Source organism: Nonomuraea sp. WAC 01424 (assembly GCF_003947315.1).
GTDB lineage: Bacteria > Actinomycetota > Actinomycetes > Streptosporangiales > Streptosporangiaceae > Nonomuraea > Nonomuraea spiralis.
This window is the reverse complement of the sequence record NZ_QHHZ01000008.1, coordinates 155,939-182,416: the sequence shown is the minus strand read 5'-3', so window position 1 is coordinate 182,416 and position 26,478 is coordinate 155,939. Positions and strand designations below refer to the sequence as shown.

Sequence of the window (26,478 nt, the reverse complement as noted above, 5' to 3'; positions counted from 1 at the left end):
CGCCTTCCGTTCAGCGGTTCAGTCGAGCCCGGTGCTCCGGCCACTCCTCTTCGAGGATGCCGAAATAGACGGTGTCGCGCCAGGTGCCGTCGGACCTCCTGCGGTGGCGGCGCAGCGTGCCCTCGTGCACGCCGCCGATGCGCCGGATGGCGGCCTGGGAACGCAGGTTAAGCACGTCGGTCTTGAGCAGGACCCGGTTGTAGCCGAGCCCGAAGGCGTGGTCGAGCAGCAGCAGCTTGCAGTTGGTGTTCACCGCGGTACGCCAGTGGGCGCGGCCGTACCAGGTCCAGCCGATCTCGACGCTCTCGTCGAAGCCGGGCACGTCGATGTAGGTCGTCCAGCCGCCCGCGCGGCCGCTCTCCTTGGGGATCACCGCGAACGGGATGTGCCGGTCGTCCTCGATGAGCGCGCGGGCCGTGCTCGCCAGGTCGTCCTCCGTACGCGGGGTGGCGCTCGGCAGCCAGCGCCAGAGCTCGTCGTCCCCGCCGCCGGCGGCGAACAGGTCCGGAACGTGTTCCAGCGTGAGCGGTTCGAGGCGCACGACGTCGTTCTCCAGCACCACGGGCGCGGGCAGCTTGGCGGTCATGCCGCCACGATAGGGCGCGCCGCCGGGGCACGTTGACTGCCACCTGGCCCTTTTTGCGAAAGACCACCTGTCGACATCCATACCGGCCGGTCGGTAGGCTCACCGGCATGGACTTCGCCTTCGACACCGTCACCGAGGACCTGCGCGAGCGCCTGCTCCGCTTCATGGACGAATGCGTCCACCCGGCCGAGCCCGCCTTCGAGGAGCAGGCCGCGGCCGCCGGCTGGAGCCCGCCGCCGTTGCTCGACGACCTCAAGGACGAGGCGAGAAAGCGCGGCCTGTGGAACCTGTTCCTGCCGGGCGCGCACGGCGCGGGCCTGACGAACCTCCAGTACGCCCCGCTGGCCGAGATCATGGGCCGCAGCCCCAGCATCGCCCCCACCGCCACCAACTGCGCCGCCCCCGACACCGGCAACATGGAGGTGTTGTCGATGTTCGGCAGCGAGTGGCAGCGCGAGGAGTGGCTGCGCCCGCTGCTCGACGGCGAGATCCGTTCCGCCTTCGCGATGACCGAGCCCGACGTGGCCTCCTCCGACGCCACCAACATCGCCACCTCGATCGTCCGCGACGGCGGCGAGTACGTCATCAACGGCCGCAAGTGGTTCATCTCCGGCGCCATGAACCCCAACTGCAAGATCTTCATCGTCATGGGCAAGACGAACCCCGACGCGCCCAAGCACCGGCAGCAGAGCATGATCCTGGTGCCGCGCGACACCCCGGGGCTGCACGTCAAACGCGGGATGCACGTCTTCGGCTACACCGACGCCGACCACGGCGGCCACGCCGAGGTGATCTTCGAGGACGTACGCGTACCGGCCGACAACCTGATCGGCGAGGAGGGCGGCGGCTTCGCCATCGCCCAGGCCAGGCTGGGCCCCGGCCGCATCCACCACTGCATGCGCCTGATCGGCATGGCCGAGCGCGCGGTCGAATTGATGTGCGAGCGGGCGCTGGCGAGGACGGCGTTCGGCAAGCCGATCGCCCAGCAGGGCGTGGTCCAGGACTGGATCGCCGAGTCCCGCATCCGGATCGAGCAGTTGCGCCTGCTGGTGCTCAAGACCGCCTGGCTCATGGACACCGTGGGCAACCAGGGGGCCCACACCGAGATCCAGGCCATCAAGATCTCCACTCCGGTCACCGTCGAATGGATCCTGGACAAGGCCATCCAGGTGCACGGCGCGGGCGGCGTCTCCCAGGACTTCCCGCTGGCCGCGCTCTGGGCGGGCGCCCGTTCCCTGCGCCTGGCCGACGGTCCGGACGAGGTGCACAAGCGGTCCCTGGCCTATCGCGAGCTGAAGAGGTTCATGTGAACGAAGCACAGATCAGGGAGCGCGTACGGGCGTTCCTGGACGAGCACGACCCAGGCGGGGACCGGGCGGCGTTCCTGCGGGCCCGGTTCGACGCCGGGCTGGCCTGGGTCTGGTTCCCCGAGGGGCTCGGCGGCCTGGGCGCGGCCAGGGAACTGCAGCAGGTGGTCGAGCACGAGCTGGCCGGCACCCCCCAGATCAACAGCGGCCTCCAGGGCATCGGCCTCGGCATGGCCGCGCCGACGATCCTGGCGTTCGGCACGCAGGAGCAGAGACGGCGTTTCCTGCGCCCGCTGTGGACCGGCGAGGAGATCTGGTGCCAGCTCTTCAGCGAGCCCGGCGCCGGCTCGGACCTGGCCACGCTGGGCACCCGCGCGGTCAGGGACGGCGACGAATGGGTGGTCGACGGCCAGAAGGTGTGGACGTCGGGCGCCCATCACTCCCGCTGGGCGATCCTGGTCACCCGTACCGACCCGGACGTGCCCAAACACCGCGGCATGACGTACTTCATCTGCGACATGCACGCGCCCGGCGTCGAGGTGCGGCCGCTGCGGCAGATCACCGGCGAGGCCGAGTTCAACGAGGTGTTCCTGACCGGCGTACGGCTCTCCGACGACCTGCGGCTCGGCGAGGTCGGCGACGGCTGGCGGGTCGCGCAGACCACGCTGATGAACGAGCGCGTCGCCATCGGCGGCGCCCCCGTACGGCGCGGCGGCGGGATGGTCGGCGCGGTGCTGGAGGCCTGGCACGAGCACCCCGAGCTGCGCACCCACGAGCTGCATCAGCGGCTGCTGTCGCTGTGGGTGGAGGCCGAGGTGACCCGGCTGTCCGGGGCCCGGCTGCGCGAGCAGCTCGCCGAGGGCGAGCCCGGTCCCGAGGGCTCGGGCATGAAGTTGTCGTTCGCCAGGCTCAACCAGGCGCTGTCCGGTTTCGACGTCGAGTTCCGCCGCGACCTGGGCTACGACGACTGGTCCTTCCGCCGCTCGGAGGACGTCGACTTCTACGGCCGCGGCCCCGGCTACCGCTACCTGCGGGCCAAGGGCAACTCGATCGAGGGCGGCACGTCCGAGATCCTGCGCAACATCATCTCCGAACGGGTGCTCGGCCTGCCCTCCGAACCCCGCGTCGACAAGGACGTGCCCTGGAAGGACCTGCCCCGATGACTCTGCTCTACTCCGAGGTCGAGGAGGAGTTGCGGGCGGCCGTGCGCGGCCTGCTCGCCGACCGCTGCCCGCCCGCCGCGGTGCTCGGGCGGGTCGAGTCCGAGCCCTGCGACCTGGATCTGTGGAAGACGCTGGCGGGCGAGATCGGCGTGGCCGGGTTGCTCGTTCCCGAGGAGCTGGGCGGCGCGGGCGCGTCGGCCAGCGAGGCGGCCGTCGTGCTGGAGGAGCTGGGCCGGGCGGTGGCGCCGGTGCCGTTCCTGACCAGCGCGGTGCTGGCCACGCGGGCGCTGCTGCCCACCGGTGACGCGCTGCTCGGCGAGCTGGCCGAGGGGCGCAGGACGGCGGCGCTGGTGGTGTCGTTCGCGGCCTCGCCGTACCGGCCGGGCCGGGGGGCGGCGCTGCGGCTGGAGGACGGGCGGCTGTCCGGGACCGTGACAGGCGTGGCCGGCGCGGACGTGGCCGACGTGCTGCTGGTCCCGTTCGAGGGCAGGCTGTACGAGGTGGCCGACGCCGTCGTCGAGGTCGTGCCCTCGCTCGACCTGACCAGGCCGGTCGCCGCCGTCACCCTCTCCGGGGCGCCGGCCCGGGAGGTCGGGGAGTGCGACCTGGCCGGGGTGCTGCGGTTCGGGGCCGGCCTGCTGGCCTCCGAGCAGCTCGGCGTGGCCGAGTGGTGCCTAGGTACGACCCTCTCCTACGTCAAGGAACGCCACCAGTTCGCCAGGCCGATCGGCTCGTTCCAGGCGATCAAGCACCGGCTGGCCGACCTCTGGCTGGACGTCGTCAGGGCCAGGGCGGCGGCCCGCGGCGCGGCGGCCGACCTCGGGGACATCCCGGTCGCGGTGGCGCAGTCGTGGAACGCCGGGGTGGCCGTACGCGCCGCCGAGGAGGCGTTGCAACTCCATGGCGGGATCGGGATGACCTGGGAGCACCCCGTGCATCTCTATCTCAAACGCGCCAAGGCCACCGAGATCGCGCTCGGCACGCCCGGCGACCACCGGGAGGCGCTGGCCTCACTCGCCGGCGTCCCCGGCCCCGAGGGAGTTCAGCAGTAGGTCGGCGAAGTGTCTGCCCACCTGGGCGCCGGTCAGCGGCCCGTCCGCGTGGAACCAGGTGCCCAGGTGGTGCACCGAGCCGAAGAAGTAGTCGACGACCAGATCGGCGGGCACCCGGTCGCTGAGGACACCCGTACGCTGGCCCTCGGCCACCAGGTCGCGGAAACGTTCGTGGTAGCGGCGGCGCTCGGCCCGTACGGTCTTCTGCTTCTCGGTGGCGAGCAGGTGCATCGACCTGAAGAAGATCTTGGAGTCGTCGAGGTTGGCGGTCGTGGTCTCGACGACGTCGGCCGCGGCCCGGTGCAGCCGCTCGCGGATCGTGCCGGGGCCGTCGGCGATCCGCGTCAGCCGGTCCATCTGCATGCGCAGCAGGCGGGCGTAGATTTCGTGCAGCAGATCATCTTTGGAGTCGAAATAGTGGTACATGGCGCCCTTGGTGACGCCTGCCGCCAGAACGATCTCCTGCACCGACGTTCCCTCGAAGCCGCGGGCCGCGAACAGCCGCGTCGCCTCGGCCAGCAACCGCTGCCGGACGGGTTCTTCTCTCACCATGGTCCCCCTTGTCACCCGCCATAGCATACCGACTGGTCGGTTGACGGTCTTGCGGGTTCTATTTCCGTCACCTTAGGCTCACCTTGGTTTGTGCTTGGGTATCACTTGACCGGCGAGGGATCTTCGGTGTGGCAGATCCTGAGGGTTTCTACTCATTCGGGGAGTTTGCCGTGCCCGGTGGCTCTATCTACGTACAGCAGGACGAGAAGTACACAGGCTCATCCCCGCAGTGGTGGTACGAGAAGTTCTGGCGCGAGGACGCCCAGAACCGGCGTCGGTCCAGGTACGTCAAGGCGGGCGTGGGCCTCGTGGTCGGCGCCCTGCTCGCGCTGAGGTTCGGCTCCGAGTTCGTCCCGTTCTGGGGGGCGGTCACGGCCGGGCTGGTGGCCGCGGTCGACTGGTTCGTCGACTGGCGCTCGTTCCGGGCGACGGCCGTATGGCGAGGCGCGCGCCACGGTGAGGCGATCACCGGGCGGCTGCTGCGCAGGCAGCTCGGCAGACACGGCTACAAGGTGCTCGACGGCCGCGCGATCCGCGACCAGGCCTCCATCGACCATCTCGTGATCGGCCCGGCGGGCATCTGGGTCATCGACAACGAGTCCTGGAGTCCCGACACCGAGATCGGCTGCTACAACGGCAGGCTGTTCTTCAGCGAGAAGTACGGGACCAAGTGGGCCAAACCGCTCGTGGACACCGCCGAGGCGTTCGCCGAGCTGCTGACCCGCGAGACCGGGATCCAGGTCACGATCTCGCCCATGCTGGCCGTCCACTGCGGGTTGTTGCCGCGCGGCGGCGTCGTGGCCGGCGAGGGCCTCACGCTGATCAAGCCGCGCCTGGTCTCCAGGCGTATCAAGGCCGTCGACGGCGTGGTGTTCACCGAGGAGCAGATCGAGCTGCTGGCCAGGACCGCGGCAAGGGAGCTGCAGAAGGTCTGACCGCCCCCTCAGGCCAGGGTCTCGATGAACGCGGTGAGCTGGGCGACGTTTCGGCATTCGTGCATCTCGACGACGGTGCCGTACTCGCTCGCGACGGAGTCGCCGGTGTCCCACTGCGGTCTCGGCTCGGGGTTGAGCCAGTACGCGTGGCGGGCCTTCGAGGTCAGGCTCCTGAGCACGTCGAGGGCCGGCGGCTGGTAGTTGGAACGGGCGTCGCCGAGGATCAGCAACGACGTCCGCGGGCCGATCGCGTCGGCGTACCGTTCGGCGAAGCCCTCCAGGGAGTGGCCGTAGTTCGTGCGTCCGAAGCGGACCATGTCGGCCTCGTCCGCGAGCCGGGTCATGGCCTCCACGACGTCCGCGCCGGGCACGAAGAACCGGGTGATCTCGTCCACCCGGTCCACGAACCCGAACGCCCGCACCTTCGTGAACTGCTCCCGCAGCGCGTACGTGAGCAGCAACGTGAAGTGCGCGAACGACGATACCGAGTCACTGGTGTCGCAGAGGATGACCAGCTCGGGCTTGTGCGGCCGGGGCGGCCTGAAGTGCGTGGTCAACGGCACGCCGCCGCTCTGGAGCGAGGCTCGTACGGTGCGCCGGAAGTCCAGCCGCCCCCTGCGCCCCTTCCTGTGCCTGATCGTCAGGCGCGCGGCCAGCCGCCTGGCCAGCGGGTAGACCTCCTTGCGCAGCCTGGCCAGGTCGGCCCTGGTGATGCGCAGGAAGTCGATCTGGTCGAGCGGCGGGCGCACGGCCGAGCGGGCGATGCGCTCGATCCCGGAGTCCTCGGCGATCCGGCGGCGCACATCGGTGGCCACGGCCTGCTCGAACCGCGCGATGTTGGCGTTGACCCGCTGCCGTACGGTCTTCTCGGCCAGCCCGCCGCGTTCCTGCCCGGCCAGCACGTTCTGCAGGATGCGGGCCATCAGCGTCTCGGGGGACAGGGCACGCAGGACGCTGTAGGAGAACCAGTTCTGGCGGCCGGGCCCGGTGGTCTGCTGGCGGCCGAACCTCTCGACCATGGCCTGGGCGAACTCCCGCAGCTCGGCGTCCGTGCTGCCGGTGAGCAGCTCCGCGCGGCGCTCGCGCAGCTCGGTCACCGGGGCGGCCCGCGGGTCGAGCCGGCCGTCGTCGGGGCGGGGGGCGTACATGCCGGTCGTGGACGACGGGAACCACAGGTCGAACAGCACGTCGAAGCCGGGGCGGTAGGCCGGCTTCTTGACCAGCGTGGCCGCGTACGCGGCCCGCAGCGACTCGCGCTCGCTCAGGTCGATCACCCGCAGCGCGCGGGCCGCGTCGAGCCCCTCGGCGAGCGACACCGGCAGGCCCGCCTCGCGCAGCGCGTGCACGAACCCGACGTGCCGGTCGACCAGGGACCTGCGCTCAGGCATCCGGCAGCCCCAGCTCCTTGACCGCCCGCGCCTGGTCGGAGGCGTGCTTGAGCACCACGCCCAGCGTCCCGGCGACCGTCGCCTCGTCCAGCTCGTCCCGGCCGAGGGCCAGCAGGGTGTTGGCCCAGTCGACGGTCTCGGCGACCGACGGCGCCTTCTTCAGCTCCAGCGCCCGCATGGTCGCGACCGTCCTGGCGAGCTGTTCGGCCAGGTCGGCGCGGATGGTCGGCACCTGCGCGAGCACGATGTCGCGCTCGCGCTCCGGCGTCGGGTAGCCGATGTGCAGGTAGAGGCAGCGCCGCTTGAGCGCCTCCGACAACTCGCGGGTGGCGTTGGAGGTGAGCAGCACGAACGGCCGGCGCGTCGCGGCGATCGTGCCCAGCTCGGGAATGGTGACCTGGAAGTCGGACAGCAGCTCCAGCAGCAGCCCCTCGACCTCGACGTCGGCCTTGTCGGTCTCGTCGATCAGCAGCACGGTGGGATCGGCCGACCTGATGGCCTTCAGCAGCGGGCGTTCCAGCAGGAACTCCTCGCTGAAGATGTCGTCGTCGGCGCTGGTCGCCTGGATGCGGAGCAACTGCTTCTTGTAGTTCCACTCGTACAGCGCGCGGGCCTCGTCGAGCCCTTCGTAGCACTGGAGGCGGACCAGCTCGGACCCCGTCGCCTGGGCCACGGCCTTGGCGAGCTGCGTCTTGCCCACGCCGGCCGGCCCCTCCACCAGCAGCGGCTTGCCGAGCGCGGCGGCGAGGAACACCGAGGTGGAGATGGCGTCGTCGGAGAGATAGTCCACGGCGGCGAGCCGCGCCGTCACGTCGGCGGGCGAGTCGAACATCGGTGCTCCTGTCTGCGGGCCGAACTTTATTCTAGCGGCAGGAGCTCAACCGCGGTCGATTCGACCAACATGCGGATCACCGGTATATTCCTCTCTGCAAGCGCCGCTAGCTCAGTTGGTTAGAGCAGCTGACTCTTAATCAGCGGGTCCGGGGTTCGAGTCCCTGGCGGCGCACAGCAATCACGAACAGCGCACCCCTTCACCGCAAGGGGTGCGCTGTTCGCGTTCCGGCTGAAACCCCTAACTCGGTACGCCGAGCTAGGGGTTTCTGGCCCTACTTCAGGCCGTAGGCCTTGTGGATCGTCTGGTCGACGGTGTTGCCTTCCTGGTCGGTGGCCTGGGCGCGGAGGCCGACGGTGCCGTCGGTCCGGGGCAGGGGCGGGTGGGTGATGGTGCCGGTGAAGGTGTGGTCGCCGGAGGCCGACATGGGGACGGGGACCCAGTGGGCGCCGCCGTCGAACGTGGCCGAGAGCCGGAGCGTGGTCAGCTTGGCGTCGGGCTGCCCGAAGGAGCCGTTGTAGCCGGTTACGGTGATGCGGCGGGCGACCCCGGCCGTGGCCTGGTTGTCCAGGTCGAGGTCCAGGTCGTAGCTGAGGTTGAGCCGGCGTACCGGCGCGCAGGGGGCCAGGACCTGGGTGACGAGCCAGCCCGCGCACAGGCCGTCGGTGAGATCCTTCATCCCGGATTCGGGGCGCTTGGAGCGGAAGGTCCAGGCCGTTTCGACGTCGGTGGCGAACCGCTGTCCCGGCTGCGGGGTGTGGAAGGTGTCGGTGAGCCGGTATTCGGCCTCGTCGGACGGAAGGGTGAAGGTCGGCAACTTGATCCCGACGGGCCCGAGCGCGCCGATCTTCTCCTCCAGGGGCACTTCCTGACCGTTGCGGTAGAGGTGCAGTTCGTCCTTGCCGCCGGCCCACGCCTGGAAGTTGGCACTCCAGGTGAAGGGCTCCTGGTGGTTGGGTTCGGGGCCCATGACGGGCACCGCCGCCGTGAACAGGTCGCCGGTACGGCACGCGAAACAGGTGAGCGTGCCCGAGTCGATCACGCGGTCACTGTCGCGCGGGGCGCCGGGCACTCTGGGCTGCATGCCCCACCGCTCCGTCCGGCGTCCCGCCTTGGTGAAGACGTCGAGCGCGACCGTGGTGTAGCCGGTCCTGGAGGAGTCGCCCTCGTCGTACCGCATGCGGACGTCACGCTGCCACGTCACGTCGGGCGAGACCGGCCCGACGTACTCGGTCACGGTGGTCCGCGCCTGCCAGGAGCCGTCGAGACCCCACGCGACGAACGGTTCGGCGCCGTTGAGCAGCACGGGGGTCCAGCTCATGCGTACGGTGCCGGGGCGGTCGGAGTGGAAGCGGTCGTCGATCTCCTGGAGGTTCTTCCTGGTCACCCGGTAGTCGAGCCCGGCGGGGATCCGGCCACGCTCGGGGAAGAACAGCGAGTACATGTACGGCGTGGCCGGGCTGCCCTCGACCTTGACGTTGACCGGCTTGCGGGCCAGCGCCCTGCCCTGGTCGGCGGGCAGGCTCATGGTCGGGATCGGATAGAAGGCCCAGCTGCCGGTCGGGTCGAGGAAGGCCCGTCCGGACGCGCCGTAGCCGAGCACGCCCACCGCGCCGGCGGCCGCCAGGGACTCCACGCGGTCGAGCCCGTCGCCGGAGCAGGTGGTGTCCGGGCAGAGGTCGCCGAGGTCGAGCAGGGCGAGCTTGCCCCGTACGTCCAGGCCGGACAGGTCGGTGCCGTGGCCCACGTCGACCAGCGGGAGGGTCTGCTTGCCGGTCAGCTTGGGGATGTCGGGGGTGATGCCCACGTAGCGGGGGGCGAGCGTGCGTCCGGCGGCCTTCATCGTGACGAGCGGCGCGCCCTGCCAGAACTGGCCGATGAGGTCGAGGGCGCCCTGCTTGACCGGTTCGGTGGGCAACATCCAGTAGTGGTGCAGCCCGTACGCCGGATAGGACGTGAGGAAGTCGGCCACGATGCCGGTCGCGGTGGTACGCCGCAGGGCGTACTGGGACAGGTAGGTCTCGGTCGCGCGGGGGGTTTCCAGGCGCACCTCGCGGGCCTTGCGCAGGTCGAGGGTGACCGTGGTGTCCCGGTCCACCTTGACCTCGGGCGCGGTCGGCAGCGACTGCTGCCACTCGCCGTTCTCACCCCGCCAGGCGGCGATGGTGTTGACGCTGAAGGTGCCCGGGTAGACGCTCGCCTCGCCCTCGGCCGTCTGGTAGAAGGAGTCCAGGTCGTCGCGGTCGTCGGTACGTATGAACATCCACGGGACGGAGACCGCGTCGGTCGCGCCGTCCGGCATGATCAGCTCGGTCTTGAGCTTGACCCTGCGCGGCTCGACGAACGCCCCCACGGCCGTGCGCACGACCACGTCGCCGCCGGTGGCCGCCACCGAACCCTCGTACCAGGTGGCTGGTCCTGACGGGTCGAAGGCGACGGCCACGTCCGCGGTGCCGTGGGCGGGGACGGTCAGCGTGTCGCGGTCCAGCTTGAGCACCCGCTCGGGGGTGGTGCCGCGGTGCGCCGCCATGCTCGCGCGCAGGGCCAGCGTCACCGGCTGGTCGCCGTCGTTGGCGTACGTGATCGTCTTGGTGGCCGGGCCGTTCTGCGGGGAGCTCAGGAAGCCGAAGTCGAGGTTGCCCGAGCCGCGTACCTGCTGGGTGACCGCCCTGGCCACGTCGATGCGCCCGGAGCCCTGCTGGTAGGCGGGCAGGCCGTCGTCCTTGGCGGTGCCGATGAGCGCCGCCTTGAGCTGCGGGCCCGTCCAGTCGGGGTGTTGTCCGGCGAGGATGGCCGCCGCGCCCGACACGTGCGGGGTCGCCATCGAGGTGCCGGAGGCGGCGGTGTGGAGCTCGTCCACGGGCGAACCCATCGACGTGCCCCGCGCGCGGGCCGCGACGATGCCGACGCCGGGCGCGACCACGTCGGGCTTGAGCCCGTAGTCGAACGGGCTCGGGCCCCTGCTGGAGAAGGGGGCCAGCTTCTCCTCACGGTCGACCGCGCCGACCGTCAGCGCCGCCGCCGCGGATCCCGGCGCGTTGACGGTACGGCTGCCGCCGTCGTTGCCGGCGGCCACGACGAACAGCGCGCCGGTCTCGGCGCTGAGCGTGTTCACCGCCTGGTTGATGGGACCGTTCTGGTCCTCGTACTCGCCGCCGATGCTGATCGAGACCACCTTGGCCTGCGTGGCGGCCCACTGCATGCCCGCGATGACCTGCGACGAGGTGCCCGAGCCCGACGAGTTGAGCACCTTGCCCACCAGGAGCGTGGCCTCGGGCGCCACGCCCGTGTACCGTCCGGAGCCGGCGATCGTGGAGGCGACGTGCGTGCCGTGGCCGTGGCCGTCGCGGGCGTCGGGATCGTCGGTGAAGTTGGCCATCGCCCCGATCCGGCCGGCCAGGTCGGGGTGGTCGGGATCGACGCCGGTGTCGAGCACGGCGACCTTGACGCCCTTGCCCTTGTAGCCGGCGGCCCAGGCCTGCGGCGCGCCGATCTGCGGCACGCTCTTGTCGAGTACGGGCTTCATCTTGCGGTCGAGCCAGATCGCCTTCGGCGTGGTCGCACGCGCGGTGGGCGACGAGGCGGCCGCGGCCCAGAACTCCCGTGCCGCCTTCTTGTCCACCTTGACGGCGGCGCCGCCCACGCTGGCCAGGGCGACGGGCGAGGCGGTGGCCGGGAGCGCGTCGGCCCGGGCCGACAGCGTCGCGGCGGGCTGCTCGGCGGTGCCGTACTGGACGATGACCGGCAGGGTCGGGCGTTCGGCGTCGGTGTAGCCGTTGGCGGCCAGGTACGCCACGTCGAACAGGCCCTTGTCCACCTGCCCCGAGGCCACCGGGGCCATCGCGTCGGAGGGGAAGACGTAGAAGGAGTCGCCCTTGCGCAGGGTCACGAAGGTCACCGGCGCTCCTCCGGCGCGCCTGGCCGGTTTGACGTCGGCGCGGGGGGTGCCGTCGGCGGCCTTGCCGTACGTCACCACGTCGCCGGTGATCAGGGTGAGCTGGGTGGCGGCGGGTAAGGCGCCCGGGGCGGGGGGCGGGGTGTCGGCGGACTCGGGTGAAGGGGAGGGCGTGGCCATCCCCATGGACAGGACCAACCCCAACGCGGTCAGCCCGGCGAGCGGGCGGCGAGCCATGGTTCTCCTCGGAGTAGTACATGATCGAGCACACAAAACCTCCCATTCCGCGCCATATCCGGAAAGATGACCTTTCGTCCTCTTCACGCCGTTGGCGGGAAGAGGACACGATGGGCGCATGCTCGAATCCCTGGGCCTGTCGACGGCCGAAGAGGCGCTGTACCAGACGCTGATCGAGGTCTCGCCGATCACGGCCGCCGATCTTGAGCGGCTCGCCGGCCCGCAGGCCGCGCTCTGCGCGCGGCTCCAGGAACTCGGCCTGGTCACCCGGCTGCCGGAGGACCCGCCCAGGTACGCCGCGGTCGCCCCGAGCATGGGCCTCGACGCGCTGATCAGCGCCAGGGCCAGGACGCTGACCGCCGCCCGGGGCCGCATCGCCAGGCTCAGCGCCGCCTTCCACCGGGCGGGCACCGAACGCGACGCCGCCGGGCTGGTCGAGGTGGTGATCGGCAGGCAGGCGGTGAACGACCGCTTCGAGCGGCTCCAGCGGGAGACGCGCGCCTCGATCCGGGTGTTCGACGCGCCGCCGTACGCCGGGGTGATCGGGGAGAACGCGCGCGAGTTCGACCTGCTGGCAAGGGGCGTGAACTACCGCGTCCTGTACGACAGGAAAGCGATGGAGCTGCCCGGGGCGCTGACGGTGGTCACCGACTACATCACCGCCGGCGAGCAGGCCAGGGTCGGCGAGGTGCCGATGAAGCTCGTCCTGAACGACCGGCCGACGGCGATCGTGCCGCTGCGGCACGACCTGCACCTGGTCGAATCCGCGCTGGTGGTGCACGACCCGACGCTGCTGGAGGCGCTCGGCGCGCTGTTCGAGATGAACTGGCAGCGCGCCGTCCCGCTGGGCGTGCGGCAGGGGCAGGCCCGGCTGCCCGAGGAACGGAGTCCCGCCGACGCGCACGAGGACCTGCTGCCCCTGCTCATCTCGGGGCTGACCGACGCGGCCATCGGGGCGCAGCTCGGCTGGAGCGTACGCACGGTACGCAGGCGGGTGCAGGCGATGATGGTCCAGCTCGACGCGCAGACCCGGTTCCAGGCCGGCTACCAGGCCGTCCTGCGCGGCTGGCTGCGGTGACGCTCGAAGCGCTCGGGCTGAGCCCGGCCGAGGAGGAGCTCTACGAGCTGCTCGTCGAGAGCTCGCCGGCCACCCTCGACCGGCTCGCCGCGGGCTTCGCCGGCCCCGGCCTGCCCGCGCTGCTGACCGGACTGGAGAGCAAGGGCCTGGTCAACCGGCTGCCGGACGAACCGGCACGGTACGTCGCCGTCGCCCCCGACGCCGCGCTCGACGCGCTGCTCACCGTAGCGGAAGAGGGGCTCGCGCGAGCCAGGGAACGCGCCGCCGACCTGGACGACGCCTTCCAGCAGCGCGCCTCCGGACAGCAGCCGCCGCTGGTCGTGGAGGTGATCACCGGCGCCGCCGCGGTACGGCAACGCCTCCTCCAGCTCCAGCGCGCGGCCCGCCACCAGGTACGGACCTTCTCCCAGCCGCCGTACTTCGACCGGCACGCCAGCGTGGCCGCCCACCGCGAGCTGCTGGACCGCGGCATCATCAGCCGGGTCATCTACGAGCGCGACTTCATCGACCGGCCGGGCGCGCTGCGGCAGATCGAGGAGATGATCGGCGCGGGCCAGCTGGCGAGGGTGCTGCCCAGCCTGCCGATGAAGCTCTACCTGGTCGACGACCGGTTCGCGCTGCTGGTGCTGCGCTACGAGTCGCCTGACTCCGCGGCGCTCCTGGTGCACCCCTCCGGGCTGCTGGAGGCGCTGAGCAGGCTGTTCGAGGGGACCTGGGAGCGGGCGCTGCCGATGCGGCTGACCGGTTCGCGCGAGGCGCCGCAGGACGACGAACGGTTGATCGCCCTCCTGCTGACCGGCCTGACCGACGAGGCCATCGCCCGCCAGCTCGGCATCGGCTACCGCACCGCCCAGCGGCGCATCGCCGAGCTCATGGCCAGGCTCGGCGCCCACACCCGCTTCCAGGCCGGCGTACAGGCCGCCCGATCCCAGGCCCGGAGCACCCCGGAGGAGGCGCGCGGCGGGTAGGGGTGGCCGGGCTCATGAGCCTTCCTGGCCGGGAAGCGCAGGTGAGCCGGTTCCGTCCGCACGGCGGCGGAGGCGTAACCCCGTGAGTGCGGCGGCGAGGGTCAGCGCGCCGGCCGCCACCAGCACCCGCCCGTCGGGGCCCGTCTCACCGCCGCCGCCGGTGTCCGCGCCGCCCGTCGGCAGCGCGGCGGGCGTCTTGGTGGGGGAGTCCGGCTCTGGGGGCGTGCTCGCGGTGTCCGTGGTGTCGGGGCCGGGGGTGGTCTCCGTGTCGTCGCCCGTGCCGGTGACGGTCAGGGGGTACGACGTCAGCGCCTCCTTGTCCTGCGGGTCGCACTCGATCAGGGGCTTCTGCGGGGTCGGCCCGAAGTTGACGGCCGCGGGCCGTACCGTGCCGGTTCCCGGGTGCCGCGGCGTCGTCTTCACGTCGACCACGCTCCCGGGGAGGGGGATGACCGCTCCCGGGACGATCGTTCCGGGACGGCCGACGCCCGTGGCCGAGGTCAGCCGGTCGATCCCGGTGACGGAGGCGTAGGCGTACAGCTTGACCTCGCCGTCCAGGCCGGTGGCGGGGGCACGGAGCTCGGCGCCCGCGACGTACGAGCCGCGCCAGCCGATGGTGAACTGCTTGCCCACGGCGGCGGTGGCGGGCACCGTGAGCGTCAGGTCGATCTTGACGGTCTGCGTCTCGCCCGTGGCGCGGGTCGTGCACGTGTACACGACGGCGGTGCCGCCGTCCGGAGCGGGCGTGGAGAACAGCAGGACGGCCAGGGGCAGGATCAGTTGCAGGCGCACGGCGATTTCCCTTTGTGACGGATGTGGCACAAAAGGGGACGGTGTGCGAGGCCGACAGGTTGACCGGGCTGTCCACATCCGGACAACCCCGTCGTGCGGAGCGGTTCTGTCGGACCCGGCTGGTATCCATGGCTCCCATCAAGATGATCACCCTGACGGCGGAGGCCCCGGGCTCTCGTGAACGTGCGACGCAAGACATTCGAAGACCTCGATGAGCCGGACGCATCCCCGGGCCCCGACTACTCTCCTTTGGAAGGGCATGTCTGGGGGTGGAGGGTTTCGTGACGGTCAACGGGGCTGCGAGCCGGGAGGCGTCTCCTGCTGCGGCGGCGGCCGGAGAGGCGGTCGGGCGGGTCCTCGGCACCCAGGCCGCCTCACCGCTGTCGTTCTGGGTCGGCCTGGAGCCCGGCAAGGTGCTCCAGCTCGACGACGTCGTGGTGACCAGGCGCGAGGTGCCGGGCCACGGCACGGTGCTGGTGGCGGGCGTGGTGACCACGGTCGAGGCCAGGCACGAGGGCGCCGCCTACGACTCCGACGTGTTCCTCATCGCCGAGGGCGCGCTGCCGGCCGCCGTGGTCGAGGTGGCCGAGGTGCGGGTGACCAGGGTCGAGCCCGAGGTGTTCGTGCCGCCGCTGCCCGGCTCCAAGGTCTTCGTGGCCGGGGCGGGCGACCGCGACCAGGCGCTCTACTTCGACGTGATGGACCGCCGGGTCCCCATGGGCATGGGCCGCGACGGCCAGCCCCTCTACGTCAACTTCGACTTCCTCGACGGCACCCGCGGCGCGCACGTGTCGATCTCCGGCGTCTCCGGCGTGGCCACCAAGACGTCCTTCGCCACGTTCCTGCTCTACTCGATCTTCAACTCCGGCGTGCTCGACGCCGAGTCGGCCAACACCAAGGCCCTGATCTTCTCCGTCAAGGGCGAGGACCTGCTCTTCCTCGACCACGACAACGTCCGGCTCGACGAGGGGGCGCGGGCCGCGTACGCCAGGCTCGGGCTGCCCGCGCGGCCGTTCGGCAGCGTGCACGTCTTCGCGCCGCCGCGGCCGGGCGACCCCAACGGCGTGCCGCACGTGTCGGCCCGTACGCAGGGGGTCAGCTCGTTCTTCTGGACGCTGGTCGAGTTGTGCGAGGAGGAGCTGCTGCGGTTCGTCTTCGCCGACGCCGACGACGAGCGCGCCGGATACTCCCTGCTCGTGGGCCAGGTGGCGGCCCGGCTGAAGTCGTGGGCCGAGCCGGTGGGCGACGGCGGCGCGGTCATGATCAGGGGCACCGCCTGCCGCACCTTCGGCGACCTGGTCGAGCTGCTGTCCGACCAGTTGCAGGACGAGGCCACCCGGATCGAGTGGACCGGCGCGCAGACCCCGCTCGGCACCGTCAACGCCTTCCTGCGCCGGCTGCGCAGCGCGGTCAAGCCGCTGTCCCCGATCATCCGCGGCGACCTGCCGTTCTTCCGGGCCCACTCGGTGCGTACGTCCGACGCCCAGGTCACCATCGTCGACCTGCACAACCTGCCCGAACGGGCCCAGCGGTTCGTGGTCGGCGTCGTGCTGCGCGGCGAGTTCCACCGCAAGGAGACCTCGGGCACGGCCAAGCCGCTGCTGTTCGTGGTGCTCGACGAGCTGAACAAGTACGCGCCGCGCGAGGGCGACTCGCCGATCAAGGAGATCCTGCTCGACGTGGCCGAGCGCGGCCGTTCGCTCGGGGTGATCCTCATCGGCGCCCAGCAGACCGCCTCCGAGGTCGAACGCCGCATCGTCTCCAACAGCGCCGTCCGCGTCGCGGGCCGCCTCGACCCGGCCGAGGCCGCCCGCTCCGAGTACGGCTGGCTGCCCCCGGCCGTCCGGGAACGCGCCACGATCGCCAAACCGGGCACCATGTTCGTCGCCCAGCCGGAGATCCCGGTGCCGCTGGCCGTCGCGTTCCCCTTCCCCGCCTGGGCGACCCGGCCGGCCGAGGCCGCGTCCCGGGTGAGCCCGTCGGCCGACCCGTTCCAGGGGTTGCCGGGCGTCGAAGACGACATTCCGCCGTTCTGAAGGGAGCTCGGTGAAATTCCTGCACACCGCGGACTGGCACGTGGGCAAGGTGCTCAAGGGCCGCTCCCGCATGGACGAGCACCGCGACGTGCTGCGCGAGCTGGTCACCGCGGCCCGTACCCATGACGTGGACGCCGTCGTCGTGGCCGGCGACCTGTTCGACACCTCGGCGCCCACACCCGAGGCCCAGTCGCTGGTGCTCAACGCGCTCATGGCGCTGCGCGGCGACGGCCGCGACGTGGTGGTGCTGGCCGGCAACCACGACAACCCGCAGCTCTTCGAGGTCTACCGGCCGGTGCTCGGCAAGCTCGGCATGCACATGGTGGGCGTCTTCCGCCGTCCCGACGCGGGCGGCACGCTGGCCTTCACGGCGCGGTCGGGGGAGCCGGTGCGGCTGGCGGTGTTGCCGTTCCTGTCCCACCGCTATGTCGTACGCGCCGCGGAGGTGCTCACCGGCACCGCCGCCGACCACAACCGCGACTACGCCACCCGCATCTCCGAGCTGGTCGGCGCGCTGACCGCCGGCTTCCAGAACGACACCGTCAACCTGATCACCACCCACGGCACCCTGCCGGGCGGCGCGTTCGGCGGCGGCGAGCGCGAGGCCCAGTCGATCTTCTCCTACTACTTCGAGCCCAGCGCCTTCCCGGTCTCCACCCAGTACGCCGCCCTCGGCCACCTGCACCGCAGGCAGCAGATCCCCGGCCCGTGCCCGATCTGGTACAGCGGCTCGCCGCTGGCCGTCGACTTCGGCGAGGAGGGCAACACGCCCGGCGCGCTGCTGGTGGAGGTCACGCCGGGGCGCCCCGCGGTGGTGCGCGAGCTGCCGTTCACCTCGGCGCGCAGGCTGCGTACGGTGCGCGGCACGCTGGAGCAGCTTGAGGGCCTGGAGGCGGGCGACGACTGGCTCAAGGTGATCGTGGAGGAGAAACCCCGCGTCGGCCTGTCCGACCAGGTGCGCGACCTGCTGCCGGGCTCGGTCGACGTCGTGCTCGACGAACGGTTCCGGCCGGTGCCCGCGGTGCGCAGGGCGGGCTCGGCCGCGCGCAGCCCGCGCGAGCTGTTCCGCGAGTACCTGAGCGCGACCGGCCGCCACGACGACCAGGTCGCCACCCTGTTCGACCGGCTCTACGACGAGGTGACCGGCTGATGCGTCCCCTGCTGCTGCACCTCGACCACTTCGGCAGTTTCCGCGAGCCGGCGACCGTCGACTTCTCCGACACCGAGTACTTCGCCCTGGTCGGCCCGACCGGCGCGGGCAAGAGCACGATCATCGACGCGATCTGCTTCGCCCTGTACGGCACCGTCCCGCGCTGGGGCAAGGAGAACGTCATCGCCCACGCCCTGGCCCCTTCGGCGGGTTCGGGCAAGGTGGCGCTGGTGTTCGAGAGCGACCGGCGGCGCTACGGCGTGGTGCGCTCGCTGGTCCGCGACGCCAAGGGCACCGTGCGTACCAAAGAGGCCAGGATCGACGAGCTCGACCCGGCGGCGCCGCTCGACGTGGCGTACGAGATGGTGCTGAAGTCGCTCGCCGAGGGCGAGCACGTCACCCCCGAGGTGCAGCGGGTGACCGGCCTGGAGTACAAGTTCTTCACCCAGTGCGTGGTGCTGCCGCAGGGGCGGTTCGCGGAGTTCCTGCACGCCGCGCCGCGCGAACGTCAGGACCTGCTGGTGCAGCTCCTCGACGCCGACGTCTACGAGCTGATCAGGCAGCGGGCCGCCCGCGACGAGGAGGCCGCGCGCAGCGCCGCCGCCTTCGCCCGCGACCAGCTCGCCAAGCTGGCGGGGGCCTCCGACGAGGCAGAGCGCGAGCTGGCCGACGGACTGGCCGCGCTGCGGCGGCTGGCCGGCACCCTCGACACCGACCTCGACCTGCTGCGCGCCCGCGAGGCCGACATCGGCCGGGCCGAGCAGGAACGCGCGTCGGTGGCCGAACGGCAGTCGGCGCTGGCCGCGCTGCGCATGCCGCCCGCGGTGCCGACGCTGGCCTCGGCCCGCCGCGAGGCCGCCGACGCGGTCGCCGCGCTCGGCGCCGAGGTGGCGACCCTGGAGGCCGATGAGCACGAGGCGTTCGAGGCGCTGGCGGCGCTCGGCGACCGTGCCGAGCCGGTCGCCGCGCTGGCCGCACTCGACGCCCGCGAGCGCCTCACCGCCCAGGCCGCCGCCGCCCGCGCCGCCGCGGCCGAGGCCGCCGCCTCGCTGGAACGCCTCGTCCCCAAGGTCGCCGAAGCCGAGCACGCGCTGACCGAGGCCGAACACGAACGCGAACGGCTGCGCGACGCCCACGCCGCGGCCGCGCTGACGCATCGGCTGGCCGTGGGGGAGCCGTGCCCGCTCTGCCTGCGCCCGCTGTCCGAGCTGCCCCACCACGAGCGGCCCGCCGATCTCGGCGCCGCCGACCGGGCCCTCGCCGCCGCCCGCGACCGCGCCGGCCGGGGCCGGGCGGCCCTGACCAAGGCCGAGACGTCGGCGTCGATGCTGGCCGCGCAGGCGACCCGGCTCGACACCGACCTGGCCGCGCTGCCCGCCCCCGGCGACCGCATCGAGATCGAAGGGCGGCTGGCCGCCATCGCCAAGGCCGAGGCCCTGGCCACCGAGGCACGCACCGCCGTACGCGGCGCGCGCGGGAAGCTGGAACGCGCGCGTGCCGCCGCCGAGCAGGTCGAACGGCAGGCCGAGAGCGCCTGGCAGACCCTCGGGTCCACCCGCGACCGGCTGCTCGTGCTCGCGCCCTCCGACGACCCGCCGCCGCCGCTCACCCGCGACGACCTCCACCACGCCTGGTCCGAGCTGCTCGGCTGGCGCGACCGGGCCGCCGAGGCCGCCCGCGCCGCCCTGACCGAGCGCGAGCGGGAGCTCGCCCAGGCCACCGCCAGGCTCGCCGCCGAACGCCACAAGCTGACCGAACGCCTGGCCGAGCACGGCGTCACCGTCCCACGCAACGCCACGCCCGACCAGCTCGGCGCGGCCGTCGCCGGAGCGGTCGCGCGGGCCGACGGCGCGCTCGAACGGGTCCGCGAGGAGCGCAGGCGGGCCGCCGACCTGGAGAAGGTCGTCGCGGAGAAGGAGCACGAGGCCAAGGTCGCCCACGAGCTGGCGCTGCGCCTGCGGGCCAACGCCTTCGAACGCTGGTTGTGTGCCGAGGCCCTGGCCGTGCTGGTCGCCACGGCGTCCGAGACGCTGATGGAGTTGTCCGACGGCCAGTACGAGCTGGCGCTCGGCGAGCGTACCGGGGACATCGAGGTCATCGACCACGGGGAGGCGGGCCTGCGGCGCAGCGCCCGTACGCTGTCCGGCGGCGAGACGTTCCAGGCCGCGTTGTCCCTGGCGCTGGCGTTGTCCGGGGCCGTCGCCAGAGGGCTCGACTCGATCTTCCTCGACGAGGGGTTCGGCACCCTCGACCCCGCCACGCTCGACACCGTCGCCACCACGCTCGAACGCCTGGCCGCTGGCCAGGAACGCATGATCGGCGTCGTCACCCACGTCCCGGCGCTGGCCGACCGGGTGCCGGCCCGTTTCGAGGTGCTGCGCGACGCCAAGGGCTCGCACGTACGGAAGGTGGGGCCGTGACCTCGGGTTTCACCGTCGACCCCTGGGACCCCGGCTACGCCGCCGCGATCGCCGTCGAGGCCCTGTCCGAGCTGGGCGCCACCAGCGCCGAGCTGGTCCTCGACATCGAACGGCCGGCCGCCGACTGGAAGCCCGTCACGCCGGGCCCCGACGCCGCCGCGCCCGACACGTTGCTGGTCGCCGACGGCGTGCGCCGGATCGACGCGCGCGTCTGGGTGCACGACCCCGACCTGCCGATGCCCGTCCCCGGGATCGCCGCCTCCTACGCCGCCGGGATCGTACGCTGCGGCCGTGACGGGGCCGAGCTGGCCGCGATCGAGGTCAACAGGTCGCTGATCTCGGCCTCGCCGTACGCGCCGGAGGTGAAGACCGCCCACGCCGCCTACCTGCCGAACAAGGCGGCCGACTCCAGCTTCGAGGAGTTGTCGCTCGCCCTCCAGCGCCAGGTCACCCAGCTGGAGGTGGACCTCGCGGTCCGGCACCGTTCGCTGGGCGACGACCTGCTGCTGGTGGACGGGCCGCTGCGGGGGCGTACCCATCTGCCGCGGACGGTCGGTTACATCAAGACGCACCACGCGGCGTACCTGCCGCCGCCGCAGTCGGCCGTGGTCGCCGCGCTCACGCCGGGGCAGCGTACGCCGGTGTTCCTCATGGGGACGAGCTGGCGCAGGCACGCCTGGTACCTGCGGCTCCCGGTCCAGTCGACGGCCCCGTGGGCGGGCATCGCACGCTGCGAGGCCAGCGCCGACCTCGACCCGGCGCAGGTCGTACACCTGGCCGACGCCGTCACGCTGGCCCTGCCGGCGCTGGCCGGGGTCGACTACAAGGACCCGCGCGCCCCCCAGAACCTGGTCCCGATCGGCGGCCTGGAGAAACTCCTGCGCCACCACCTGGGCGACCCCCGCCTCCTCTACCGCTCCCTCCGCACGGCCGCGCAACTCGGCTGACCGGCCGGCCACCGGACGGGGGCCGCTACCAGCCTTTGTCGACGTCGCAGATGTTCACGGTGACGCTGCGCCGGAGGCTGGTGGGGGTGAGGACGCGGAACACCACGGTGTAGCTGCCCTTGCCCTTCCAGGTGATCGAGGGCAGGACGGGCCTGGTCGAGGCGGTGGCCACCTTTCTGCCCTGGCTCTGGCCGTTGACGAGCCACTGGTAGTCGTAGCCGACGGTGGTGGTCACGTCGGCGTAGACGTTGAGGTCGTAGCGCCAGCAGTCGCCCACGCGGATGCCCTGGTAGGTCAGGGCCACCGAGGTCACGCCGCCCTTGGCGGGAGTCGTCGGCCTGGTGGTCGTCGGTTTGGCGGTGGACGTCGGTTCGGTGGGTGTCGGTCTGGCGGACGTCGGTTTGGTGGTGGGCGTCGGCCTGGTGGTGGTGGGCTGCGGGGATCTGGTGGGTTTCGCGGGCTTGCGGGTGGTTGATCGGCGTGTGCCGGATCTGCGGCTGTCGGGGACGTGCGTGGCGGGGGATGCGGCGGCGTTCGTGGCGTTCGTGGTGTTCCGGCCCGGGGTGGTGGGCCACCACACCCAGACGGCCGTCGCGGTGGCGGCCGTGAGGACGAGCGCCACGCCGCCCGCCAGCAGCGCGAGCCCGGTTCGTGGGCGTCCGCCCGCCGGATGGCGGGGGTGCCCGTGGGCGGAGGGGTGCGTCGGGCCGCCGGGTGGGAGGCCGGAGGGGCCGGTCCATACGTGGGGGGCGGCCGGACGGTCGGGGGAGGGCTGTGGCGTGGGGCGGGGGCCGCCTATGAGCTGGAAGAGCACGTCCTGCATGGTGGGGCGGGCGTCGGGGTGTTTGGCCAGGCAGGCGGCCACGATGGAGCGCAGCGGCTCGGGCACGCCGGCGAGTTGCGGCTCGCCGTACTGGATGCGGCCGAGTACGGCGGGCACCGAGTCGTTGCCGAACGGCGGGACGCCGGTGGCGGCGTACACCATGACGCAGGCCCAGGCGAAGACGTCGGTCGCGGGGCCGACGGTGGCGCCCGCGAACTGCTCGGGAGCCATGTACGACGGCGTGCCCAGGATGCTGCTGGTGACCGTGGCGGAGGCGTCCGCGGCGCGGGCGATGCCGAAGTCGATGACCCGCGGCCCGTCGCGTCCCAGCAGCACGTTGGCGGGCTTGAAGTCCCGGTGGACGACGCCCGCCCGGTGGATCGCGGCCAGCGCGGTCGCGGTCGCCACGGCGAGCCGTTGCAGGTCGGCACCCGCGTGGCGGCCCGCCTGCTGCAACGAGGGCCCTTCGACGTACTCGGTCACGATGTACGGCCGCCCGCCCAGCGAGGCGTCCAGCACCTGCGCGACGCAGAACGGCTCCACCCGCCGCGCGGCGGCGACCTCCTTGGCGAAGCGGCCGTCGCCGGACGCGCCCTCGTGCAGGACCTTGATCGCGACCCGGGCGCCGTCCGGGGCCTCGGCCAGGTACACGGCGCCCTGGCCGCCCTCGCCGAGCTGCCTGACCAGCCGGTACGGGCCGATGGCCGGCGGCATCGTCATCCGTCGTCCATCGTGCAGATGGTCAGGGACACGCTCTTGGTCGCGGCGCTGGGCGCGGTGACCTGGAGGGTGACGGTGTGGGGGCCGGCCTTCAGCATGTACTGGCCTGCGGTGATGTAGGCGCTGTAGTCGTCCTCGGAGACCCAGGACCTGCGGCGTTCGACGCTCTTGCCGTCGATCAGCCAGGCGTAGGAGACCCAGATCTCGCGTTTGGTGGACTCCACGCGGCCCTGGAAGTGCAAGGGGGGCATGTAGCAGCCGCTTCCGGCGGACTGTCCGGGGCCGCCGGACAGGGTGATCTCCCCGACGCTGGCCCTGGCGGCGCTGACCGGCTTCTTGGTGGTGCGGGTGGGGGTGGGGGGCGGACGTGTCGTGGTGCGGGTGACGGTGGGGCGGGGGGTGGGTGACTCCGCGGGGCGGCGGGTGGTGGGCCTGGAGGTCGGTTTCTTGGTGATGGTGGGCTTCGGGGTGCTCCTCCGCTGCGACTTCCTCGCGGTGGGAGTGGAGGGGGGAGGTGTCGGGGTGGCGGAGGGGGCCGTGAGCGCCGATAAGCCGGGGAGGCGCGACCAGGGGGCGAGCCAGACGACCCCGCCCACGAGCGCCGCGGCCACGACCACCGACAACCCCGCGGCCAGCGGCACCACACCCCGCCCGCGCCCGCGCCGCCGTCCCCCCGGACCGGGGCCCGGAGGCGCGGGGTACCCCATGGCGCCGGCCGGACCGGGTCCTGGCGGCGGCCCCTGTCCCATGGCGCCGACCGGCCCGGCGCCTGGTGGTGCGGGGTGCCCCGGTCCCCGGGGCTGGGAGGAGGAGGGATGGGACGGGGTGGGGGCGTCGCCGCTGAGGAGGCGGAGGAGGACGTCGCGCATCGTCGGACGGGCCGCCGGATCCTTGGCCAGGCAGTCGTACACGATCGAGCGCAGCGGCCGGGGCAGGTCGCCGAGCAGCGGCTCGTTGTTCAGGATCCGGTTGATGATCGCGGGCAGCGTGTCCTGGCCGAACGGCGGCGTCCCGGTGCCCGCCCACACCACGACCGCGGCCCACGCGAACACGTCCGCCGGCGGCCCGACCACCTGTCCCGCGAGCTGTTCGGGCGCCATGTACGCGGGCGTCCCCACGATGCCGCTCGTCACGGTGGCCGAGGCGTCCGCGGCACGGGCGATGCCGAAGTCGATCACCCGCGGCCCGCCGGGGCCGAGCAGCACGTTGGCGGGCTTGAAGTCCCGGTGCACGACGCCCGCCTGGTGGATGGCGGCCAGCGCCGTGGCCGTGGCGACGGCGAGCCGTTGCAGGTCGGCCCCCGCGTGGCGGCCCGCCTGCTGCAACGAGGGCCCTTCGACGTACTCGGTCACGATGTACGGCTGAGGCCCCAGGGACGCATCCAGCACCTGCGCGATGCAGAACGGCTCCACCCGCCGCGCCGCCTCGATCTCCTTGGCGAACCGCTCGTCCGGCCCGGCGCCGTGGCGCAGCACCTTGACCGCCACCGTCCGCCCGTCGGGCGCCCGCCCGAGGTAGACGGTCCCCTGGCCACCCTCGGCCAGCAGCCCGAGCAGCCGGTACGCCCCCACGGCCGCCGGATCACCCTCCCGCAGCGGTTCGACGTGCGCCATGAGAGAAGTGACTCCTGATACTGAAATGAACGAAGTTACTTACGATAGCGACCAATATCAGGATTTGTAGTCAAGTTGCGCGAGCAGCCGGCAGCGTCGCCGTAACGATCAGCCCACCGCCCTCGCGGGGCCGGGCCGTCACGTCCCCTCCGTGCGCGACGGCCACCGAACGCACGATCGACAGCCCGAGCCCCGCGCTCATCGCCGTCACCACCCGTTCGGCCCCGTGCCGGTGGAACGGCTTGAACAGCAGCGGCACGTCGTACGGCGGCACGCTCGGCCCGCTGTTGCCCACCTCCACCTCGACCAGCCCGCCGGGGACCATCCGGCTCGACACCCGCACCCAGCCGGTGCCGTCGTCGAGGTTGTGCCGGACGCCGTTCTCCACCAGGTTGTGCACCAGCCGTTCGAGCAGCAGCGCGTCGCCCACGGTCGGCGCGGGCCCGGCGTCCTCCTTCACCACGACTCGCGCCTCCTCGGCGTCGCGCGCGGTCTGGGCGACCACGTGGGTGACGACGTCGGCGAGGTCCACCGGGGAACGGTCGGCGATCTCCTGCTCGGAGCGGGCCAGCAGCAGCAGCCCCGAGATGAGCCGTTCGTGGCGGGCGTTGATCTGCAACAGGTTCTCGCCCAGCTCCTTGACGTCGTCGGAGGCCGTACGCCGGTGCATGGCCAGCTCCACCAGCGCCCGGTTGAGCGTCAGGGGTGTGCGCAACTCGTGCGAGGCGTTGGCGACGAACCTGCGCTGGCCGTCGAAGGAGTGGTCGAGCCGTTCCACCATCGTGTCGAACGTGTCGGCCAGCGTCTTGACCTCGTCCGGGGGGCCGTTGAGCGCGATCCGTTCGTGCAGGCCGCGTTCGGCCATCGGGGCGGCGGCGATCCGGCGCGCGGTCTCGGTCACCAGGTGCAGCGGGGCCAGTACGCGTCCGGCCACCACCCAGCCCAGCCCGACGGCGGTCCCGCACACGACGGTGAGGGCGATCGCGCCCTGGGTGAGCAGCGAGGTCACGGCGGCCTCGCGCACCCCCTCCTCCTGCTGCCGCATCCACTTGATGGCGGCGGGGCCGACCAGCTCGACGCCGTCCTGCTTGAGGAAGATCACGTTCTTGCGGGTGCCGTCACTGGTCATGAACCGGTTCTCGAACGACTGCGTGAGCTGCTGGTTGAACAGCAGGTACGTGACGCCCAGCAGGGCCAGCCCCGCCACCAGGAAGAGCGCGCCGTACACGAGCGTGAGGCGCAGCCTCAGAGTGGGGTGCGGCAGTCTCATGGGATGCGGTACCCCACTCCCGGCACGGTCTCCACCACCGGCGGGTCGGCGAGCTTGCGGCGCAGCTTGAGTATCGTCAGCCGCACCGCCCCGGTGAACGGGTCGGCGTGCTCGTCCCACGCCTTCTCCAGCAGTTGCTCGGCCGAGACGACCGTGCCGCCGGCCCGCATCAGCTCGGTCAGCACGGCGAACTCCTTCTTCGACAGCGGGACGAACCGCCCGTTCCGGAATACCTCCCTGCGTGCCGGGTCCAGCGTGATCCCGGCCCGGCGCAACACCGGCGGCGCGGCGGGCCGCGAGCGCCGACCGAGCGCCAGGACGCGCGCCGCCAGCTCGGGGAGGGCGAACGGCTTGGTCAGGTAGTCGTCGGCGCCCATGGACAGCCCGCTCACCCGGTCGTCGAGCTGGGCGGCGGCCGTCAGCATCAGGACCCGCGCGTCGGACTCGGAGGCGACCAGCTCCCTGCACACGTCGTCGCCGTGCACGCGCGGCAGGTCGCGGTCCAGGACGACCACGTCGTAGTTGTTGACCGCGATCCGCTCCAGCGCCGCCTCGCCGTCGTGGGCGAGATCGACCGCGTGGGTCTCCTCGCGTAACCACTCGGCGATCGCGCCGGCGAGCATGCGCTCGTCCTCCACCACCAGCACCCGCATTCCGTACCTCCGGCTCGATTCTCGCGCGGGTGGCATTTGATCCGGATAAGCCCGGATGGAA

General features: G+C 72.2%; 20 protein-coding genes and 1 tRNA gene. 11 read left to right on the top strand and 10 right to left on the bottom strand.

Going from position 1 to position 26,478, the window contains the following annotated elements:
• Positions 1-10 precede the first annotated feature (10 nt).
• Complete coding sequence (locus DMB42_RS22945; protein WP_125637047.1) at positions 11-586, bottom strand: GNAT family N-acetyltransferase; 576 nt, start codon at positions 584-586, stop codon at positions 11-13.
• Positions 587-693: 107 nt separating this feature from the next.
• Between DMB42_RS22945 and DMB42_RS22940 the strand changes: the two genes are divergently transcribed.
• From DMB42_RS22940 to DMB42_RS22930, 3 genes are read left to right on the top strand one after another with little or no spacing between them, the layout of a single operon-like run.
• Positions 694-1,896 (top strand): acyl-CoA dehydrogenase family protein, encoded by a 1,203-nt coding sequence (locus tag DMB42_RS22940; protein ID WP_125637046.1) that lies wholly within the window; start codon positions 694-696, stop codon positions 1,894-1,896.
• On the top strand, positions 1,893-3,056 hold the full coding sequence (locus tag DMB42_RS22935) for an acyl-CoA dehydrogenase family protein (protein WP_125637045.1): 1,164 nt from the start codon (positions 1,893-1,895) through the stop codon (positions 3,054-3,056). Before DMB42_RS22940 ends, DMB42_RS22935 begins: the two co-directional genes overlap by 4 nt.
• Positions 3,053-4,108, top strand: coding sequence for an acyl-CoA dehydrogenase family protein (locus DMB42_RS22930; RefSeq protein WP_125637044.1), 1,056 nt, complete (start codon positions 3,053-3,055; stop codon positions 4,106-4,108). The genes DMB42_RS22935 and DMB42_RS22930 overlap by 4 nt, the downstream gene beginning before the upstream one ends.
• Here DMB42_RS22930 and DMB42_RS22925 read toward each other — a convergent pair.
• Complete coding sequence (locus DMB42_RS22925) at positions 4,067-4,660, bottom strand: TetR/AcrR family transcriptional regulator (RefSeq protein WP_125637043.1); 594 nt, start codon at positions 4,658-4,660, stop codon at positions 4,067-4,069. The two genes, DMB42_RS22930 and DMB42_RS22925, sit on opposite strands and share 42 nt — an antisense overlap.
• A 170-nt stretch (positions 4,661-4,830) precedes the next feature.
• Between DMB42_RS22925 and DMB42_RS22920 the strand changes: the two genes are divergently transcribed.
• Positions 4,831-5,595 carry a nuclease-related domain-containing protein gene (locus DMB42_RS22920; protein ID WP_125637042.1) on the top strand — a complete coding sequence of 255 codons (765 nt, stop codon included), beginning with the start codon at positions 4,831-4,833 and terminating at the stop codon, positions 5,593-5,595.
• Positions 5,596-5,603: 8 nt separating this feature from the next.
• Here DMB42_RS22920 and DMB42_RS22915 read toward each other — a convergent pair whose 3' ends face one another.
• Both DMB42_RS22915 and DMB42_RS22910 read right to left on the bottom strand, forming a co-directional pair.
• A complete protein-coding gene (locus DMB42_RS22915; RefSeq protein ID WP_125637041.1) occupies positions 5,604-6,983 on the bottom strand; it encodes a VWA domain-containing protein in 1,380 nt (459 codons plus the stop codon).
• Entirely contained in the window at positions 6,976-7,815 is an 840-nt protein-coding gene (locus DMB42_RS22910) for a MoxR family ATPase (RefSeq protein ID WP_125637040.1), read from the bottom strand. The genes DMB42_RS22915 and DMB42_RS22910 overlap by 8 nt, the downstream gene beginning before the upstream one ends.
• Positions 7,816-7,915: 100 nt before the next feature.
• On the opposite strand from DMB42_RS22910, the gene DMB42_RS22905 reads away from it, so the two are divergent.
• Positions 7,916-7,989, top strand: a tRNA-Lys gene (locus DMB42_RS22905).
• A 100-nt stretch (positions 7,990-8,089) separates the two neighbouring features.
• Here the strand turns inward: DMB42_RS22905 and DMB42_RS22900 are convergent.
• The gene (locus DMB42_RS22900) at positions 8,090-11,947 is read right to left on the bottom strand and encodes a S8 family serine peptidase (protein ID WP_125637039.1); all 3,858 of its coding nucleotides are present in this window, start codon (positions 11,945-11,947) and stop codon (positions 8,090-8,092) included.
• A 118-nt stretch (positions 11,948-12,065) separates the two neighbouring features.
• On the opposite strand from DMB42_RS22900, the gene DMB42_RS53380 reads away from it, so the two are divergent.
• Both DMB42_RS53380 and DMB42_RS22890 read left to right on the top strand, forming a co-directional pair.
• On the top strand, positions 12,066-13,025 hold the full coding sequence (locus DMB42_RS53380) for a LuxR family transcriptional regulator (RefSeq protein WP_185844818.1): 960 nt from the start codon (positions 12,066-12,068) through the stop codon (positions 13,023-13,025).
• The gene (locus tag DMB42_RS22890; protein ID WP_185844817.1) at positions 13,022-13,993 is read left to right on the top strand and encodes a helix-turn-helix domain-containing protein; all 972 of its coding nucleotides are present in this window, start codon (positions 13,022-13,024) and stop codon (positions 13,991-13,993) included. Before DMB42_RS53380 ends, DMB42_RS22890 begins: the two co-directional genes overlap by 4 nt.
• Positions 13,994-14,005: 12 nt before the next feature.
• On the opposite strand, the gene DMB42_RS22885 is transcribed toward DMB42_RS22890, so the two are convergent.
• Positions 14,006-14,785 (bottom strand): hypothetical protein, encoded by a 780-nt coding sequence (locus DMB42_RS22885; RefSeq protein WP_125637037.1) that lies wholly within the window; start codon positions 14,783-14,785, stop codon positions 14,006-14,008.
• Between the two features lie 281 nt (positions 14,786-15,066).
• Between DMB42_RS22885 and DMB42_RS22880 the strand changes: the two genes are divergently transcribed.
• The 4 genes from DMB42_RS22880 to DMB42_RS22865 are packed head-to-tail and all read left to right on the top strand — an operon-like array spanning position 15,067 to position 21,338.
• A complete protein-coding gene (locus DMB42_RS22880; RefSeq protein ID WP_125637036.1) occupies positions 15,067-16,821 on the top strand; it encodes an ATP-binding protein in 1,755 nt (584 codons plus the stop codon).
• Between the two features lie 10 nt (positions 16,822-16,831).
• Positions 16,832-17,971 carry an exonuclease SbcCD subunit D gene (locus DMB42_RS22875; RefSeq protein WP_125637035.1) on the top strand — a complete coding sequence of 380 codons (1,140 nt, stop codon included), beginning with the start codon at positions 16,832-16,834 and terminating at the stop codon, positions 17,969-17,971.
• Positions 17,971-20,391, top strand: coding sequence for an AAA family ATPase (locus DMB42_RS22870; RefSeq protein WP_125637034.1), 2,421 nt, complete (start codon positions 17,971-17,973; stop codon positions 20,389-20,391). Before DMB42_RS22875 ends, DMB42_RS22870 begins: the two co-directional genes overlap by 1 nt.
• Entirely contained in the window at positions 20,388-21,338 is a 951-nt protein-coding gene (locus DMB42_RS22865) for a hypothetical protein (protein ID WP_125637033.1), read from the top strand. Before DMB42_RS22870 ends, DMB42_RS22865 begins: the two co-directional genes overlap by 4 nt.
• 25 nt (positions 21,339-21,363) lie before the next feature.
• Here the strand turns inward: DMB42_RS22865 and DMB42_RS55110 are convergent, their stop codons facing one another.
• The 4 genes from DMB42_RS55110 to DMB42_RS22845 all read right to left on the bottom strand — a co-directional run bounded on the left by DMB42_RS55110 (position 21,364) and on the right by DMB42_RS22845 (position 26,417).
• Entirely contained in the window at positions 21,364-22,881 is a 1,518-nt protein-coding gene (locus DMB42_RS55110) for a serine/threonine-protein kinase (protein WP_260477874.1), read from the bottom strand.
• Entirely contained in the window at positions 22,878-24,494 is a 1,617-nt protein-coding gene (locus tag DMB42_RS56025) for a serine/threonine-protein kinase (RefSeq protein ID WP_185844816.1), read from the bottom strand. The genes DMB42_RS55110 and DMB42_RS56025 overlap by 4 nt, the downstream gene beginning before the upstream one ends.
• Positions 24,495-24,564: 70 nt before the next feature.
• Positions 24,565-25,764, bottom strand: a complete 1,200-nt coding sequence (locus DMB42_RS22850) for a HAMP domain-containing sensor histidine kinase (RefSeq protein ID WP_125637032.1) — start codon at positions 25,762-25,764, stop codon at positions 24,565-24,567.
• A complete protein-coding gene (locus tag DMB42_RS22845; RefSeq protein ID WP_125637031.1) occupies positions 25,761-26,417 on the bottom strand; it encodes a response regulator transcription factor in 657 nt (218 codons plus the stop codon). Before DMB42_RS22845 ends, DMB42_RS22850 begins: the two co-directional genes overlap by 4 nt.
• Positions 26,418-26,478 lie beyond the last annotated feature (61 nt).

What these genes read in the sequence shown, in the direction of transcription:
- DMB42_RS22915 (WP_125637041.1), bottom strand. Translation starts at nt 6,983, where the DNA reads ATGCCTGAGCGCAGGTCCCTGGTCGACCGGCACGTCGGGTTCGTGCAC.
- DMB42_RS53380 (WP_185844818.1), top strand. Translation starts at nt 12,066, where the DNA reads ATGCTCGAATCCCTGGGCCTGTCGACGGCCGAAGAGGCGCTGTACCAG.
- DMB42_RS22925 (WP_125637043.1), bottom strand. Translation starts at nt 4,660, where the DNA reads ATGGTGAGAGAAGAACCCGTCCGGCAGCGGTTGCTGGCCGAGGCGACG.
- DMB42_RS56025 (WP_185844816.1), bottom strand. Translation starts at nt 24,494, where the DNA reads ATGGCGCACGTCGAACCGCTGCGGGAGGGTGATCCGGCGGCCGTGGGG.
- DMB42_RS22850 (WP_125637032.1), bottom strand. Translation starts at nt 25,764, where the DNA reads ATGAGACTGCCGCACCCCACTCTGAGGCTGCGCCTCACGCTCGTGTAC.
- DMB42_RS22910 (WP_125637040.1), bottom strand. Translation starts at nt 7,815, where the DNA reads ATGTTCGACTCGCCCGCCGACGTGACGGCGCGGCTCGCCGCCGTGGAC.
- DMB42_RS22870 (WP_125637034.1), top strand. Translation starts at nt 17,971, where the DNA reads ATGCGTCCCCTGCTGCTGCACCTCGACCACTTCGGCAGTTTCCGCGAG.
- DMB42_RS55110 (WP_260477874.1), bottom strand. Translation starts at nt 22,881, where the DNA reads ATGACGATGCCGCCGGCCATCGGCCCGTACCGGCTGGTCAGGCAGCTC.
- DMB42_RS22940 (WP_125637046.1), top strand. Translation starts at nt 694, where the DNA reads ATGGACTTCGCCTTCGACACCGTCACCGAGGACCTGCGCGAGCGCCTG.
- DMB42_RS22900 (WP_125637039.1), bottom strand. Translation starts at nt 11,947, where the DNA reads ATGGCTCGCCGCCCGCTCGCCGGGCTGACCGCGTTGGGGTTGGTCCTG.
- DMB42_RS22930 (WP_125637044.1), top strand. Translation starts at nt 3,053, where the DNA reads ATGACTCTGCTCTACTCCGAGGTCGAGGAGGAGTTGCGGGCGGCCGTG.
- DMB42_RS22945 (WP_125637047.1), bottom strand. Translation starts at nt 586, where the DNA reads ATGACCGCCAAGCTGCCCGCGCCCGTGGTGCTGGAGAACGACGTCGTG.
- DMB42_RS22845 (WP_125637031.1), bottom strand. Translation starts at nt 26,417, where the DNA reads ATGCGGGTGCTGGTGGTGGAGGACGAGCGCATGCTCGCCGGCGCGATC.